The following is a 15,821-nucleotide window of genomic DNA, read 5'->3' as shown; positions in this document are numbered from 1 at the left end:
ATATCTACCGGTTATAAATTAATTATAATTAATTTATATATATTTGCGCGTCTTATAATTGTCGAGATGAGCACTTTCATATGGAAAAGCCTGGCCGCTGCTTTGTTGCTGGCGCTGGCGCCCTGCCTGGCCTATGCCCAGGAAGGAATGCCGGCAACGGTACGTCCCTGCGGCACTGACCTCCTACTTCAGCAATGGCGGCAGGACCCGTCTTTTCTGGCACGGGAACAGGCCATCAACCACGCCTTGTTGCAACGTCATTACATAACAGTACCGGGTGCTCCGTCGGCAGATCCTGCCATCATCACCCTGCCGGTAGTGGTGCATATCCTGAACGAAGACCCCAACGCCTATACGGACCTGGACGTGGCCAACGCCCTTCAGCAACTGAATGACGCTTACAGCGCCACCGGGGCGTTTACCGGCGGCCGTACCGATACCAAAATCCGTTTCTGCCTCGCCAGGACCGCCCCGGACGGTGGGCGTACCAGCGGTATCCTGCGCAGCCACTCCTATCTGAACGATTTTGACGTAGACATGGAAGGGGGAGAAGTGACTGACATGGGAGCGTGGGACCGTAGCCGTTATATTAACATCTGGGTAGTATCCTCTATCCGCTCGGACTACATGCAGGACTTCAGCTGCGGCAAATGGAGCCGTCTGACCATGGGTGGTTATGCCAGCGCCGGTGGTGACATCGTCGTTGCCGGCCTGGGCGTGGGCGTACTGGCCCACGAGATGGGGCACTATCTCAGCCTGCTGCATACCTTCGCGGCACGTGACTGTAAAAACAACGATTGTCTCACCGATGGCGACATGGTCTGTGACACTCCGCCTGAAAAAACCATCACCGGCGGTTACGCCTGCAACGCCCCGCAGAACTCCTGCAGCTCGGATACCTTGTCCGGTTTCACTGTCGACGTGCCCGATCTGCCGGACAACTTCATGGACTATGGCCAGGGCACCGGCTGTATCCTGGGTTTCACGCCGGGGCAAACGGAGCGCATGCGTAACTTCATTGCCGCGGCGCTACCGCTGATGCAGACCAGCACTGTCTGCAACGATCCCTGCGCCGGGACGGTGACCGCCGCCTTCACCCGCGACATCGCCTATCCCGTGGTAGGGGAAGTTGTGACCTTCACCGCCACTGTAGCCGCGGGACAGTCTGTACAATGGTTGGTAGACGGCGCACCTGCGGGAACGGGCGTTACCCTGGCGCTGCCGGTCACCACACAGAAAACCTACCAGCTGGCGTTGCGTGTAACCGATAACGCGACCGGCTGCCAGGCTTCCACGACGGACGCCATGCCGGTGAGCTGCGGCGTAGTGGCCCGCTTCTATCCCGATAAACGCAAGATCGCTTCCAAACTGGGCATTCAGACTGATCATGTGGTGTTTACCAACCGTTCCCGTAACGCAACCGCCTGGAAATGGCTGATCAGCAACGACAAAGGCATGGCCGAAACAATGGTGAGCACGGATGAACAGCTGGACTATGTATTTAATACGCCCGGCAACTATAAGGTACGCCTATACGCTACCGACGGGCACTGCGAAGACTATACGAACCCGGTGACCATCGTAGTGGATGATCCCACAGCCGACGGCGTGGTGTACGTGTCGGGCGTAGAATGTTATCAGCAGAACAAGCTGCGGGTGAAACTTTATTTCGAAAACAAAGGATACCAGACCATCCCTAAAAATACCCCCGTCTCTTTTTATGACGATGATCCGCGGCTGGGCAAAGGCAAACGGTTAGGCACCCCTTTCCTGCTGCCCGCAGACCTGCCCGGTAAATGCGTGTCCGTACTATATACCACTATCGTGGATGCCGGCCGTGAAGGCATCGATACGCTGGTGACAGTGATGAACGATAACGGCACTGTTTTTCCTGTAGTCCTGCCCAATACCGGTGTGGAAGAAAGTAATTACGGCAATAACTTCAGTTTTAAGAAAGGCTTCCGCTTTCATGTCTCCCTTGCGCCGGGCGACTATACGCTCACGCCACAGCAGCAACTGGTGCTGAAACCCTCTTCCAGGGGAGGGACTATCGTCAGCGCGGTATGGGAAACATCTCCCTACCTGGATTGCAGCACCTGTATCAACGCTACTTTTACCGCACCCTATCGCAAAGACACCGTGACTACCGTGAAGGTGCGCAGCTATACGCAATACGCCTGTTACGCCGATACCATGGCTACCCTGCATATTCCCCCGGTAGATGACTATACAGTAAAACTGGACAAAGTAACCTGTTCCCGTGGTGATAGTCTGCATGTGGATTTTTCCCTGTGTAACGCGTATGTTCCGGGTAATATCCCCGCTACCCTGCAGGTTGACTTTTACGACCGTGCGCCGGGAGATCCCGCCGCCGTAAAGCTGGGCAACACCTTCCTGACACCGATGGGTTCTGCAGGAGCCTGTAGCAGCTATGGGCAGTATCTCCGGAAAACGGCCACCGGACAGGTGGTGGCGGTGGTGAACAAAGACCACCGGCCCTTCCCGCCCGCCACGGGTTTGAATGAAGCCGATTATAACAACAATACGCATACACTGGGGTATGTGCCGCCGGTACTGACGGTTTTTCCCCGGGACACAACGGTATTCCGCAAGGCGCCTTTTCATTTTTATTACGAAGTGGCCGGTTTTGATCCGGCTGTTATCCGCTGGGACAACAGCGACGCCTATACGATGGATTGCAGCAACTGTCCCGCGCCTTCCGTTCGGATGCTGGACAGCAGCCGGATAGGGATAACGCTGACAAACCGCTACGGGTGTGTGCTTAAAGGAGAGGAGTATGTACACCTTGTGCCGCCGGACCTGACCGTCAGTTTGTTATCAGCGCATTGTTATGATAACGAGCATATCCTCTTGAAGTTTAAAGTATGTGTGGCAAATGGCTACGACAGTATCTTCCGGAAGATACCGGTCTCTTTTTATAATGGCGATCCCGGTAACGAACGTACGAAAATACTGGAGCCGTTATTTTATACGCCTGTGGCACAGGAGGGCGACTGCCGGGAGTTCTCTCATGTGGTCAGCGCGCCCGGTACGGCCGAAGTGGTGGCGATGGTGAATGACAAAAGCGGCTTTGTGTGGAAGGAAACAGATTATACCAATAACCGGAGTGTGTTAGGTTATGAACCGTTTGCCATTCGAGCCACGCCGGTACTGATATCGCTGCCGAGGCCGGCCAGTGTGCCGTTGCGCACTGCGGTTACCGGCGGACCTGCCGCCGCCTATACCTGGGCGCCGCAGTCGGGCCTTTCCTGTGTGACCTGTCCGTATCCGGTGGCTGCCGCCACCTCGTCCATGCGTTATATCGTGACGGCCCGGAATGATTACTGGTGCACGGATACCGCGAGTGTGCAAATACAGACGTTTGTCAATGCAGGTATCAGTATGCCGAATGCTTTTTCGCCCAATGGCGACGGGCAGAATGATTTCTTCTATGTGATTGGCAGCTGGGATATCCGGCAGGTAAGGAATTTGTCGGTGTTTAACCGTTCCGGCAACAAGGTGTTCGAGGCGGTGAACACGCCGGCCAACGACCGCGCCTATGGTTGGGATGGGATGGTAAAAGGGCAGAAGGCGGATATGGGCACGTATGTTTATTTTGCCACGGTGGAATATATAGATGGTACGGTGAAACTGATTAAAGGCGCGGTGACGCTTATACGGTAAATGAAGGTCTTGCTATAAAAAGGAAAACCGGCTCCCAGTGAAGAGCCGGTTTCTTTTTTTTCATCCTTTCACACACACTATACATGAACAGTTTTAAGCATGGTCCCGTTTTCGATAAAGCGGCTATGCCAGCTAAGGGCCTCCTGCAGCAGGTGGGGCGTATGGCCTCCGCGGCTGCAGGCGTTGGTAAAATAGTTGTTCAGTTCGTCTTTGTAGCTGGCATGCGCGCATTTGGATATGATCAGTCTTGCCCGTTCCCGGGGCGCGAGTCCCCGTAAATCGGCCAGACCGTTCTCCGTTACTATAATGTCGACATCATGTTCAGTATTGTCTATATGGGAAGCCATTGGAACAATGTGCGAAATACCGCCGGCTTTGGAAGATGACTGTGTTACGAATATGCTCAGGTACGCGTTGCGGGCAAAATCGTTAGAGCCGCCGATACCGTTCATCATGGCAGTGCCACCGATGTGAGTGGAATTGACGTTGCCGTAGATATCGCATTCGATGGCCGTATTGATGCTGATGACACCGAGGCGGCGTATGACTTCCGCAGCGTTGCTGATATCCTGCGGCCGAAGGACGATATGAGGTTTGTATTTTTCAAAGTTGCTGAATACTCTGTTGTAGCAGGCCTGGGAAACGGTAATGGAAGAGGCGGAGGCCATTTCCAGTTTCCCTGCGTCGATCAGGTTGAAAGCGCTGTCCTGTATTACTTCCGAGTACATGGTGAGGTGATGGAAGTCGCCGTCCATAAAACCTTCCATGACAGCGTTGGCTACTTTGCCGATACCGGATTGTAGTGGCCGGAGCGATTGCGGCAGACGGCCTTTACTGATTTCATGGGAAAAGAAATCCAGCAGATGGGCGGCGATGGCCGTGGTTTTTTCGTCTCTTTCATTGATGGAGGCCGGGCTGTCGGTCGTGGTGGTGAGTACCACCGCCACAATCTTTTCCGGGTCTGCCGGGATAGACGGCCGTCCCACGCGTGCGCCTGTTGTTGTGATAGGGATGATTTGTTTTTCCGGCCATATACCGGCGGAGAAAATATCGTGTACGCCGTATAGCGAAAGGGGCACAGAGAGATTGATCTCCACGATGATCCTGTCGGCAGCGGCGGCAAAAGTGGCAGAATTGCCCACTGAAGTGGTGGGCACGATGCTGCCGTCTTCTTCAATCAGCAGGGCTTCAATCACGGCGATGTCCAGTCGGGGGATGATTTTTTCTTCCACGAGGGTGGCGCTTTCACCGAGGTGCTGGTCTGTAAAGAGTACTTCGCCGCTGTTGATTTTTTTGCGTAACGCAGGATCTACCTGGAACGGCATGCGTTTGTATAAAATACCTGCTTCAGCCAGGGCCCCGTCTGTGTCGTGTCCCAGTGAGGCGCCTGTGAGCAGCGTTATGCTGAGCGGGGTAGCAGGAGTTGTTGATGCCAGTGCTTTTAATACTGCTTTGCTGTCGCCCGCCTTGGTAAAACCGCTGGAGGCTACGACCATCCGGTCTTTAAACAAGGTAGCGGCTTGTTCGGCGCTGGTGATCTTCTGTCGTAAATCTCTTCTCTTGATACGTTCTTCGTACATGGTGCAGGTATGTGGCAAAGGCAAATGTTGCTTGTGATTTGCGGATACAATATTAGGACGGTTTCCGGTGGCCGGTTAGTGTATCCGGGACAAATTTTTATTCGTTCCGGCCAATCCGGAGCGCAGCTTTTATCGTTATATTTATAGTATAGAGGCTGTCACTTTCAATTCCATCATTTAAATCATCCTGCAACATGAAAAAAGTGTTTCTCCCCATGTTATGCGTGTGCTTTTTTAGTGCTGCGTCCGTGCATGCGCAGAGTATACTGGACCAGCCAAAAAAGACGGCCGGTACTGTGCAGAATCCTTTGGCCAATTACGGTGGAGTGGCCAGCAGCATCCTGTCGAAGCTGACGCCGGCCCTGGGGCTTACGGCAGCACAGCAACCAAAGGTGACTGATCTGGTGACTGGTTTCCTGAAACAGAAAGCAGGTATTATGCCATTGCAACAGCGTAACCCTGCCGCTTACGCCTCCAAATTCAGCGGCCTTCAGGGAGGACTTTTCTCCAGGCTCAAGCTGTTGTTGACGGCTGCGCAGTACACCAAATTCCTGGGACTGAAGCCTAAGACCAATGATGCCGCTAATGTGTTGTCGCAGTTGTTCTACTAGTCACGCAAAGGCGTCACGCAAAGGCGTCACGCAAAGGCGCAAAGCAGCAAAGCACGCAAAGATTTTTTACAAGATAAATAAGAGAGCAAAGGAGCGTAGATCATATTTGTACGTTCTTTCGTGTGTTTATTTACATCTTTACTCTCTTTACTTCTTTACTCTCTTTACTTCTTTACTCTCTTTACTTCTTTACTCTCTTTTCTTTCTTTGCGCGCTTTGCTGCTTTGCGCCTTTGCGTGACGCCTTTGCGTGACGTCTTTGCGTGACGCCTTTGCGTGGATATCTTTGCGTGAAAACATCTTCTTTATTATCTTCGCGACCCTATGCCAAAGCCAAAGAAGAAGACTCAGAAGAAGACGAAGAAGCAATCGAATAATAGTTTAGTCGTAGCCGTTATACTGATACTTGTCACGTTTGCTGTGACTACCTGCTCCAGGAAAATAGCCGGCAGAAAGGAAAAGGAGCCCCCGCCAAAGACTGCTGCCAAATCGCACTCCAAAAAGAAGACTGCTAAGTATCTCTTGCAGGAAGATTTTGAAAAAGGCAGTAAGACCAATTACAATTCAGAAAGTGTGCATTTGTCCAGCGGCAGCTGGGAGTTTAAAGATGCTGTGACCGGCCGGCTGGAGGATGATCATAAAGCGGGTGCGCAGGCATTGCGTATTCGTGATAACGGGATGGCCACCATGGATTTTGATATCGCGGTGAAGGGCACGGTGACGGTTACACTGAAATATGCGCTTTATGGAAAAGATGAGGCTGGTGCGTGGGAGTTATGGGCGTCGGTGAACCGTGGCCAGCGCTTTATCAGGGTAGGCAATACGGTAGCGGTAACATCCAACAGTTTACAGACATCCACTTTTACGGTCACTACTGCTGCCACGGTCCGGTTCCGGATACGGAAGACGGACAAGCACGGAAGCCGTCTCAATTTTGATGCGATCAGGGTGAGTGCAGGTGGAAAGGAGATGCCTGCGGTGAAGCCGGAGAAAGGAGCGGAAGCCGTGCGGGGCGATGATGACAACCTGTTGCTGGGTAATCCCAGCAATGCAGCGGCTGCGGTGGTGATGGCCAACAACTATCTGATGGATAAGGGATATTATACTTTGTCTTACAACCGGGATAACGGAACACCGAACTGGGTAAGCTGGCATATTGCTTCCGGTGACCTGGGGCGTATGGCGAGGGGGAATGACTTCCGGCCGGATGCTGATGTGCCGGAAGGCTGGTTCCAGGTCTCCCGGTTCAGCTATAACGGTAGCGGGTTTGACCGGGGACATAACTGTCCATCAGGTGACCGTACCGCTACGCGGGATGCCAATGAGGCCACTTTTCTGATGACCAATATGATTCCGCAGGCGCCTAATCACAACCAGCATTTATGGTCCAACCTGGAGAACTATACCCGTTCGCTGGTGAGAGGTGGTAATGAAGTGTATGTGATCATGGGTAGTTACGGCAGTGGCGGAAAGGGTAGCAAGGGCATGTCTAAAAAGATTGGCAATAACCGGGTAAATGTGCCGGCGAGGATCTGGAAGGTGATTGTGGTGTTGCCGGAGGGGAATAATGATTTAAAGCGGGTTTCCCGGCAAACGCGGGTGATCGCCGTGAATACGCCCAACAACAATGACGTGAACACGAAATGGTCAGCCTATCTTACTTCTATCGAAGAGATAGAAAAAGCTACGGGATATAAGCTGTTGTCCAATGTGCCCGCTGCGGTGAGGGAGGAGCTGGTGAAGAAGATTGATACCGGCGACTGACAAGGTTAGCATGAAAGTTGCTTAGACAACTTTTCTTGTAGCGGGAAAGTGGTAGGCTTTACAGGGCAAAAAATTATTATGTCATTGTAATAATTAATTATAAATTGCATAAAATTGACATATTTTTAATAGCGTAAAGTTTTTTCGTGGTAGAAGAATAAATGTAAAAAATACGCTAATTGTCATACAATCCATATTAGTTATTTTTGCTTTATTGAAGAATTTAACCTTTTGTATTAATGTATGTGTAACATATGAAGACCTTAATTCGTTAGCTTACAATAGAGAATGACTGGTATTGTAATGAGACGAGCGGAATGTGAGACTGACATAAGACCTACAATTTTCGCTGATAGCAGCATCCATGCGCCCAAAACCGCCGGGTAAGCGGAATGCAGCCGTAATAAACAGCAGATGGCAGGCGTTATACCAGACAAGTATCAGTCGCGCGGTAAAAAAAATTAAAAAATAATATAAGATTCAGATTATATGGGTGATAGCATGTCCGTGGCCTTATTAGTAACTACCTACAATTGGCCAGAAGCGTTAAAACTTGTTCTGGAGAGTGTGCTGCGGCAAACTGTTTTGCCGAACGAGGTGATTATCGCGGATGATGGGTCAGGCGACACTACCAGATATATTATTGATGCGTTCAAGCGGAGTACTACTATTCCGGTAAAACATTTCTGGCATCCGGATGAAGGTTTCAGGAAGACCATCATCATCAACCAGGCTATTACCGGAACAGAGTCTGATTATATTATTCAGATAGACGGTGATATCGTGCTGCACGAGAACTTCATCAAAGACCACATCAGTGAAGCGGAGGAAGGGTATTATATCCGTGGCAGCCGTGTGTTGTTGCCGGAAGACAAAACCCGTTATTTTCTGCGTTCCGGCGAATTTGAAAATGTCACAGCATTTGACCGCGGTGTGAAAAACAGGTTTAATGCGTTGCGTATTCCGTTTCTGGCGCCGTTACTGATCAAAAAAAGCAAGCGTTCCCGTAATCTTATAGGTGCTAACTGCGCGTTTTGGAAAAAGGATTTCCTGCGTGTGAACGGATACAATAATGAATTGAAAGGGTGGGGCCATGAAGATATTGAACTGGCTGCCCGTTTTATTAACTCCGGCCTTAGCCAGAAAAAGGTAAAGATGAAGGCTGTTTGTTATCACCTGCACCATCCCTTCAATGACCGGGTGCATGAGAATGTCAACTACCGGGTTTACCTGGATACGTTAAAAAGAGGCATTACCTACTGTACAAACGGCTACCACCACTAATATCACCAGCAACAGGGTTTTTACGATCTTCCACCGGTTAGTGCGGAAGGAGCCGGGATTTTCTTTGACGAAGCCCATATCGATCCTTTTCGCGAACCCGCCCGGGCGGCCGCCTATGATGGCATCGTACAGATAGCCCGCTTCCCAGCAATTTTTCACCCACATCAGTTGAAAGGCTACGGCCGGCGAACCTGTTTTGCCTATGCTGATCGCTTTGAACCAGTTGGTCAGGTATTCGGCCAGCGGAACAGCTACTACCAGGCATAACCATATATTGAGGGTGCCTGTGAACAGGGCAGCCGGAAAGAGGAACAGCAGCAGCAGCAGGGTTTCCAGCGTATTGGTAAAATCGCGGTAAGTATATCTTTTTTCCGGTTCCTTATGGGCCAGTTGATTAGCAGCAATGCCGTAGCGGAACATCCGCCGGGTCTGCATGGCGCCGTTATCATGCCAGGGGTGTGTCACCGCGGCACCGGGCACAGACTGGTATTTTTCATTGAATTGCAGCCAGTGGCGCACAAAAAAGTCTACGTCTTCCCCTCCTGCTTTCAGGTTGGTATCAAACAGCGCCGGGTTTAGCTTCTCCCGGTTAATCATCATGTTCGTAGTGGGCGCCCAGGTGATCTCCGGATAATACAGCGCCAGTTTAAAATGATGTACGGAGCCGTTTATCTCCAGTGCGCGGGTAGCGGCGTTGATGGCTTCCGGGAAGTAGGTGACCCCGGCAAAGCCCAGTGCGTGATCGTTTTGGGCAATCGCTGCAGCGTATGCTTTCAGGAGGTCGGGTTGCGGAACGATATCGTCATCCAGCAGGAGGACCCATTTCGCTTGTCCTGCCCGTATGCCTTTATTGCGTGTGCCGGAGAAGCCCAGGTTTACTTCATTGACCAGCAGGTGTATTTCGCCGGCCAGGTGCAATTCCTTTAGTTTTTCCGGAATGACAGCAGTGGGATTGTCTGCCACGATATAGGTGTTTACCTCAAAGCCGGCGGGTTTTTCCAACCGGATAATATTCAGCAGCAGCGCTTCCGTCAGGCGGAACGAAGGCACCACAATATCGATCGCATCGGGTTTAATCATGGCCGTAAATATACATACAGTTATATTGATATATAGATTCTTTCTAATCTATCTATTCTGTTACCGATTCTTCCTTATTGGAAGCGAAGGTCTGCATGTCGATGAGTTTTTTGTAGAGGCCGTTATTAGCCAGTAGTTCGAGGTGAGAGCCTTGTTCCACGATTTGTCCGTTTTCCAGTACGATGATGAGGTCGGCATTCTGGATGGTACTGAGGCGGTGTGCGATAACCAGGGAAGTACGGTGCTTCATCAGGTTATTGAGCGCATCCTGCACCATTTTTTCGGATTCGGTATCCAGTGCGGAGGTAGCTTCGTCCAGCAGCATCAGGGGCGGATTATTGAGCACGGCGCGGGCGATGCAGAGCCGTTGTCTTTGTCCGCCGGAGAGCCGGGAGCCTTTGTCACCGATATTGGTCTGATAACCTTCTGCGGTGCCCATGATGAATTCGTGGGCGTTGGCGATACGGGCAGCAGCTTCCACTGCTTCAGGGGAGGCGTCGGGCTTACCGAAAGCGATGTTATTGTAGATGCTGTCGTTGAAAAGGATAGATTCCTGGTTCACCATACCGATCTGGGAACGGAGTGACTCCATGGTTACCTGTTGCAGATTGCGGCCATCGATGAGGATTTCGCCGGACTGCGGCTGGATAAAGCGGGGGATGAGGTCCATCATGGTGGATTTACCACCGCCGGAAGGACCTACCAGCGCCACTGTTTTACCTTTTGGAATCGTCAGGTTGATATTGCGGAGGATGGCTTTTTCGCCGTAGGCAAAAGACACGTTCCTGAATTCAATTTCTTTTTCGAACCCGTTGATGGTCACCGCGTCGGGAGCATCCACGATAGCGGGTCTTTCATCGATCAGTTCCAGTACGCGTTCGCCGGCGGCCACGCCGGAGTGGATACTGCTGAAAGAGGCGGAGATCGCTTTGGCGGGCCGCATTACCTGGGAGAACAGGGCGATATAGGCGATGAAAGCCGCAGCGCTGAGGTCGCCCTGGTTGGACAGTACCAATGTACCGCCATACAATACGATACCGGCCACCATGATCACGCCCAGTGTTTCAGACACCGGTGAAGCCAGCTGTTGCCTTCTGGCCATAGCGCGACCGATTTTGGAGTAGCGAAGATTTTCATTATTGAAGCGGTCGGTGGTAAACTTCACCGCGTTAAAAGCCTTGATGATACGGATACCGTGCAGCGCCTCGTCCAGGTAACTGATCATCAGGCCGTAGGTGCGATGGGCTTCCACAGCATGTTCTTTCAGCTTTTTAACAATTTTGGAGATGATAAAACCAGCAACAGGTATTACCAGCATAGAGGCCAGCGTCAGTTTATAGGAGATGATGAACAGCATCACCAGGTAAAACAGGAGGGTAACCGGTTCTTTGAAGATCACCTGCAGGGTGCCGGTCACGGAATATTGTACGGTTTGAACGTCGCTCGCAATTTTGGAGATGATATCGCCTTTGCGTTCGTTGCTGAAGTAACCGAGGTGGAGGTCCATCACATTATTGAAAACAGCTCTTCTGAGATTCAGGAGGGTATGGATACGGAGGCTTTCCATGGTTTTTTCAGCAAAGTAGCGGAACAGGTTGCCGAGCAACACCGATGCCACGATACAGCCGCAGACAAAGCGAAGTGTTTGTACGGCGCCATATTTGTTAAAAATGAGTGCGGTGTAATAGTTGAACACGGCGAAGATGTCTATCCAGTTCTCGGGTTTCGGTGGTATATCTTTTACATTACTGAAGATGGTGGCCAGCAGGGGAGCCAGCAACGCCAGGTTCAGTGTGCTGAAAATAATAGACAACAACGTGCAGAGGATATAGGGAATAGCAAACTTGTTAATCGGTTTGGCGAAAGCTAAAAGTCGGAAGTATGTCTTCATATCACTGTATAATAACTATCTATAAAAAAGCCGCATCAAAGCAAAGCTGATGCGGCTTCTCTCACAGCGGGCAAAATTAAGTCTTTTGCCCGGAATTGTCAAAGAAATTAAGGCCAAATCGGTATCTTTATAGTAGTCATCTTCCCCCAAAATACCCCATATGGAAAAAGCATCTTCCACTTCCTTCGAATTCCGTCACCAGGCGCTGGATGTCGCCTATCTGCAAAGACTTTACCAGCATGAGCCTTCGTATGCTTTTGATATGTTCGACGGGTTTCTCCGGGAGATTGGCGCCCGGATAGCTCAACTGGGCAATGCCATTGCGGAGAATAACCGGGAGCAGGTCAAATACTACGCGCATCAACTGAGGGCATTTACAGCTATTGTAGGCCTCACACGGATCCAGTCAGCTTCTGAGCGGTTGGAATCCTGTAGTATGGCCGGTAGCCCGGACACCATACAGCAGCTGTTCCGGGAGATCAGCACAGGGGTAGGGCTGTCGATGCAACCGGTGCAGATGGAGCTGGAGCGGCTCCGGGCTTTTTTACAGTCGCGGGACCTTTAAAGCCGCGTGATCCTGAAAGTGGTCGTGTCTACCTTGTTACGGTGCAGCAGTTTGTTGAGCGTGATCACGGCTTCCCTGAAAGCCGGTTCATTCATGCCTTGTTTTACTTTACCGGTCATATAGAAACGAAAAGTAGGGCGTAGCCTGATCTGACTGAGCATAATATTTATGCCGGGAATACTCCTGTCCATGGCATACAGCAGGTGGGAAGTGTCCGTCAGCGGTACATTCCAGCTCACATCCAATACGGGATCGTTGTATTGCCCGGTGGTATCGCCCCAGGGTTTTCCCAACGGCCGGATACGTTGTTGCGGATCGTATGCGCGGAAGAAAAACTGCCGGGAGGAGGTGTCAGACCTCATCCTGCGGACAGCGGAATCTCCGGTGATAACGTAAATATACAGCTGCGCGGAATCCGGATTGGCGAAAATAGCCTCCATATCCCTATTGGCTTCTGTGTATTGAAACAGGTCTATGTTCAGCGGGTTGCCGGTATTTATATCGGGTAGCAGTTTTATCGTAGCTGCGTGATCGTTAGTATAAAGGAAAGCGCCGCCTTCTTTTTCCATTCTTTGCGCCACCAGCTCGTCCAGCTTTTGTTTGTTACTGTAGAAACGTTCCTGTGAAGCGGCTTTCATACGGGCGAAATCGGGCTTCCGTCCGCGCGTGGCGCACATGGCCACGACCATCATGATCAGCAGGATAAAAGTACCGCCGACAATGAGACTGGTGTTATCATTCGGATGGTTATTGATCTGGCTCAGTTGTTCGGCCGGAGATGGGCTGACTTCTTCGGTTTTGACGACACTGGTTTTAAACTGTTTTTCTTCCTGCTTGTTCATGGCAGCTTCCAGGTGACGGAGGAAGTCTTTGAAGAGGGCTACTTCTTCGGGTGTATTCTGTATCACTGCGCGGCTGCTGCGGGTCATATACCAGGAAACGCGCTTTTTTCGCAGCCGGAGTTTGACGCCCGGCGCGTCAGTGCCCCATGGGCGGGATATTTTCCGGATGTCGGTGAAGTAGATGGTACCATAGAGGGCAGACTCAATGCGATCATGATAAAGGGTGAGGGTTTCATTTCTCCATGTCCACTTCATCATAAAAAAGAAAAGGGTACACATGACCACCAGCACTACGCCAATGACTATCCCAATGCTCAACTCCAGTAATAAAGCAGGTATGCAGGAACCGAGAAAGCCGGTCACACAGGCTGCCACACCCCATAAGCTTCGTTTATAGTCTAATATGTTAAACTGCCAGGTCTGAGGATTCTTCATTACCCGAAGATAGGGTTTTCGGGGAAGGGAACCAGTCACGCAATGTCGTTACATTACGTGACCGGCTAAGTATTAGCGGGATTCCAGTATTTTCAGGGCTTCCTGGTCGTTATACTGAAGGATCAGTTTTTTTAGGGTGGATTTCAGTGCTGCGGTGATTTTTTCTGTGCCTTTACCACCGTAGATGTTATTGACCTGTTGCGGATCTTTTTTCAGGTCATACAGTTCCCAGCTGTCGCCCGCGCCGTAGAAGCGTACCAGCGTATACTGTTCTGTGCGTACGCCGAAATGAGGATATACATGGTGTGGTTCGGGGAACTCGTAATAGTGGTAGTAAGCCGCTTTTCTCCAATTCGATTTGTCGCTGTTGGCTTGCAGCAGCGGCAGGAACGAAGCGCCTTGTATGTCAGATGGCACCGGTACGCCGGCCATCTGCAGGATAGTAGGTGCCCAGTCGATGTTAAGCATCAGCTGATTAACGGTGGTACCGGGTTGGGTTACGCCGGGATATTTGATGACAAAGGGTGTACGGAGCGACTCTTCGTACATAAAACGTTTATCGAACCAGCCGTGTTCGCCCATGTAGAAGCCCTGGTCCGAGGCGTAGATAACGACGGTATTTTCTGCCAGTCCGTTTTTATCGAGGTAATCGAGCAGTTCGCCGATGTTGCGGTCGAGGGAGCGGGCGGTAGAGAGGTAGTCTTTCAGGTAACGTTGGTATTTCCATTCCACGAGCGCGTCGCCGGTCAGGTTTTTCTCATCGAATTCTTTGCTGACTTTTCCTTCATAATATGCTTTGAACGCGGCTTTCTGTTCGGGCGTAAACCGGCCGTAGATGCCTTTTTCGTAGTTGGCGTGTACTTTCAGGTCTTCTTTCAGGCGCATGGTTTTGTCAATCGTCATGTCCTGGTGCTGGGCGGCGATGCGGTTCTTGTAGCTGTCGCGGAACGTGGCCGGCAGGGGGAAGGTTTTATCGTCGTAGGCGCCGAGGTCCTGGATGTCGGGCAGCCATTCGCGGTGGGTCGCTTTTTCTCCCACGACGAGGAAGAAAGGTTTGGAGGTGTCGCGGCGATTGAGCCAGTCCACCGAGAATTGCGTGATCAGGTTGGTCACGTAACCTTCTACGCGGGTGGTATCGCGGGGACCGATGAAGTCAGGGTTGTAATATTGTCCCTGGTTGTTGAGGATGCGCCAGAAGTCGAATCCTTCTGGCAGGTTGCCCAGATGCCATTTGCCGATCCATGCGGTCTGGTATCCGTGCTGTTGCAGCAGTTTGGGAAACAGTTGCTGGCCGACATTAAATTTCTTTTCATTCAGCGTATAGCCATTGATGTGACTGTACTTGCCGGTCAGCAGCGTCGCGCGGCTGGGGCCGCAGATGGAGTTGGTTACCAGTGCATTCCGGAACAGTGCTCCCTGACGGGCGATCCGGTCTATATTGGGTGTCTGGGTTAGTTTACTGCCATAGGCGCTGATCGTCTGGTAGGCATGGTCATCTGAGAAGATAAAGATAATGTTCGGTTGTTTCTGCTGGCTGAAACCTGTCTGGCTGATGAAGGCCAGTAACAGCCAGGAAAGGCGTTTCATTGTTTTCATATCTGTTCTGGTTATAAACTGGTTATAAAGGAACGGTGGTGGATAAAGATATCTATTATTTAAACTGCTAGGTAATATTATAAAAATTCGATATTTTAGGATGGATGGAGGGGGTAATTATCATAGCAACAAGCTGTATCTATGGAATATTAGGTATTTACTGCGTATTGCGCGGGGAGAAGCTGCGTAACCGGTGGGTGATCAGAACACACAAGAGAATTTCCCTGCGGGTGTTCAGGGAGAGTGAACAGTTTGCGCGTACGCAGGAAGACATGCGTTATCTGAGGATAACGAAACGGCTATACGTAGCAGCGGTTTGTTGTTTCTGGTTGTATATATTAACGGTGTTGGTTTTGTTGGTACATGGAATATGGATGTGAGATGTGAGATGTAAAACGAAAAAATGAATATAAATGGGAATCTTTAGTATTAATCAGACAGGGCCTGAGGAACTCAGGCCCTGTCTGATTAATAAGGTGAAAGAATATTT

General features: G+C 50.9%; 10 protein-coding genes. 5 read left to right on the top strand and 5 right to left on the bottom strand.

Translation table 11 applies throughout. From position 1 onward, the window contains the following. The first annotated feature begins 66 nt into the window (after positions 1–66). Positions 67–3,684: a T9SS type B sorting domain-containing protein gene (locus tag B5D63_RS21130; RefSeq protein WP_159456108.1), complete on the top strand. Its 3,618-nt coding sequence runs from the start codon at positions 67–69 to the stop codon at positions 3,682–3,684. A gap of 77 nt (positions 3,685–3,761) precedes the next feature. Here B5D63_RS21130 and B5D63_RS21125 read toward each other — a convergent pair whose 3' ends face one another. Continuing rightward, on the bottom strand, positions 3,762–5,264 hold the full coding sequence (locus B5D63_RS21125; protein WP_078670828.1) for a succinate CoA transferase: 1,503 nt from the start codon (positions 5,262–5,264) through the stop codon (positions 3,762–3,764). Positions 5,265–5,458: 194 nt separating this feature from the next. On the opposite strand from B5D63_RS21125, the gene B5D63_RS21120 reads away from it, so the two are divergent. The 3 genes from B5D63_RS21120 (at position 5,459) to B5D63_RS21110 (ending at position 8,922) form a co-directional block, all read left to right on the top strand. Continuing rightward, positions 5,459–5,875, top strand: coding sequence for a hypothetical protein (locus B5D63_RS21120; protein ID WP_143313020.1), 417 nt, complete (start codon positions 5,459–5,461; stop codon positions 5,873–5,875). 323 nt (positions 5,876–6,198) lie between these two features. Further along, the gene (locus B5D63_RS21115; RefSeq protein ID WP_078670826.1) at positions 6,199–7,638 is read left to right on the top strand and encodes a DNA/RNA non-specific endonuclease; all 1,440 of its coding nucleotides are present in this window, start codon (positions 6,199–6,201) and stop codon (positions 7,636–7,638) included. Positions 7,639–8,127: 489 nt separating this feature from the next. Beyond that, positions 8,128–8,922 carry a glycosyltransferase family 2 protein gene (locus B5D63_RS21110; protein WP_200817061.1) on the top strand — a complete coding sequence of 265 codons (795 nt, stop codon included), beginning with the start codon at positions 8,128–8,130 and terminating at the stop codon, positions 8,920–8,922. On the opposite strand, the gene B5D63_RS21105 is transcribed toward B5D63_RS21110, so the two are convergent. Together B5D63_RS21105 and B5D63_RS21100 are read right to left on the bottom strand one after the other, a co-directional pair. Beyond that, positions 8,878–10,002: a glycosyltransferase family 2 protein gene (locus tag B5D63_RS21105; RefSeq protein ID WP_078670824.1), complete on the bottom strand. Its 1,125-nt coding sequence runs from the start codon at positions 10,000–10,002 to the stop codon at positions 8,878–8,880. The genes B5D63_RS21110 and B5D63_RS21105 overlap by 45 nt on opposite strands. 52 nt (positions 10,003–10,054) lie before the next feature. Then, positions 10,055–11,893 carry an ABC transporter ATP-binding protein gene (locus B5D63_RS21100; RefSeq protein WP_078670823.1) on the bottom strand — a complete coding sequence of 613 codons (1,839 nt, stop codon included), beginning with the start codon at positions 11,891–11,893 and terminating at the stop codon, positions 10,055–10,057. A 160-nt stretch (positions 11,894–12,053) separates the two neighbouring features. On the opposite strand from B5D63_RS21100, the gene B5D63_RS21095 reads away from it, so the two are divergent. Then, positions 12,054–12,458 carry an Hpt domain-containing protein gene (locus B5D63_RS21095; protein WP_078670822.1) on the top strand — a complete coding sequence of 135 codons (405 nt, stop codon included), beginning with the start codon at positions 12,054–12,056 and terminating at the stop codon, positions 12,456–12,458. Here B5D63_RS21095 and B5D63_RS21090 read toward each other — a convergent pair. Together B5D63_RS21090 and B5D63_RS21085 are read right to left on the bottom strand one after the other, a co-directional pair. Next, a complete protein-coding gene (locus B5D63_RS21090) occupies positions 12,455–13,735 on the bottom strand; it encodes a hypothetical protein (RefSeq protein ID WP_078670821.1) in 1,281 nt (426 codons plus the stop codon). The genes B5D63_RS21095 and B5D63_RS21090 overlap by 4 nt on opposite strands. A gap of 72 nt (positions 13,736–13,807) precedes the next feature. Continuing rightward, complete coding sequence (locus B5D63_RS21085) at positions 13,808–15,331, bottom strand: sulfatase family protein (RefSeq protein WP_078670820.1); 1,524 nt, start codon at positions 15,329–15,331, stop codon at positions 13,808–13,810. Positions 15,332–15,821: the final 490 nt, after the last annotated feature.

Source organism: Chitinophaga eiseniae, assembly GCF_900167135.1.
Taxonomy (GTDB): Bacteria; Bacteroidota; Bacteroidia; order Chitinophagales; family Chitinophagaceae; genus Chitinophaga; species Chitinophaga eiseniae.
The sequence above is the reverse complement of the archived record's forward strand: the minus strand, read 5'-3'. Positions and strand labels throughout refer to the sequence as shown.

Excerpts from the sequence above, each read along its gene's own strand:
- B5D63_RS21100 (WP_078670823.1), bottom strand. The coding sequence starts at position 11,893 with ATGAAGACATACTTCCGACTTTTAGCTTTCGCCAAACCGATTAACAAG.
- B5D63_RS21110 (WP_200817061.1), top strand. The coding sequence starts at position 8,128 with ATGGGTGATAGCATGTCCGTGGCCTTATTAGTAACTACCTACAATTGG.
- B5D63_RS21105 (WP_078670824.1), bottom strand. The coding sequence starts at position 10,002 with ATGATTAAACCCGATGCGATCGATATTGTGGTGCCTTCGTTCCGCCTG.
- B5D63_RS21125 (WP_078670828.1), bottom strand. The coding sequence starts at position 5,264 with ATGTACGAAGAACGTATCAAGAGAAGAGATTTACGACAGAAGATCACC.
- B5D63_RS21095 (WP_078670822.1), top strand. The coding sequence starts at position 12,054 with ATGGAAAAAGCATCTTCCACTTCCTTCGAATTCCGTCACCAGGCGCTG.
- B5D63_RS21090 (WP_078670821.1), bottom strand. The coding sequence starts at position 13,735 with ATGAAGAATCCTCAGACCTGGCAGTTTAACATATTAGACTATAAACGA.
- B5D63_RS21120 (WP_143313020.1), top strand. The coding sequence starts at position 5,459 with ATGAAAAAAGTGTTTCTCCCCATGTTATGCGTGTGCTTTTTTAGTGCT.
- B5D63_RS21085 (WP_078670820.1), bottom strand. The coding sequence starts at position 15,331 with ATGAAAACAATGAAACGCCTTTCCTGGCTGTTACTGGCCTTCATCAGC.
- B5D63_RS21115 (WP_078670826.1), top strand. The coding sequence starts at position 6,199 with ATGCCAAAGCCAAAGAAGAAGACTCAGAAGAAGACGAAGAAGCAATCG.
- B5D63_RS21130 (WP_159456108.1), top strand. The coding sequence starts at position 67 with ATGAGCACTTTCATATGGAAAAGCCTGGCCGCTGCTTTGTTGCTGGCG.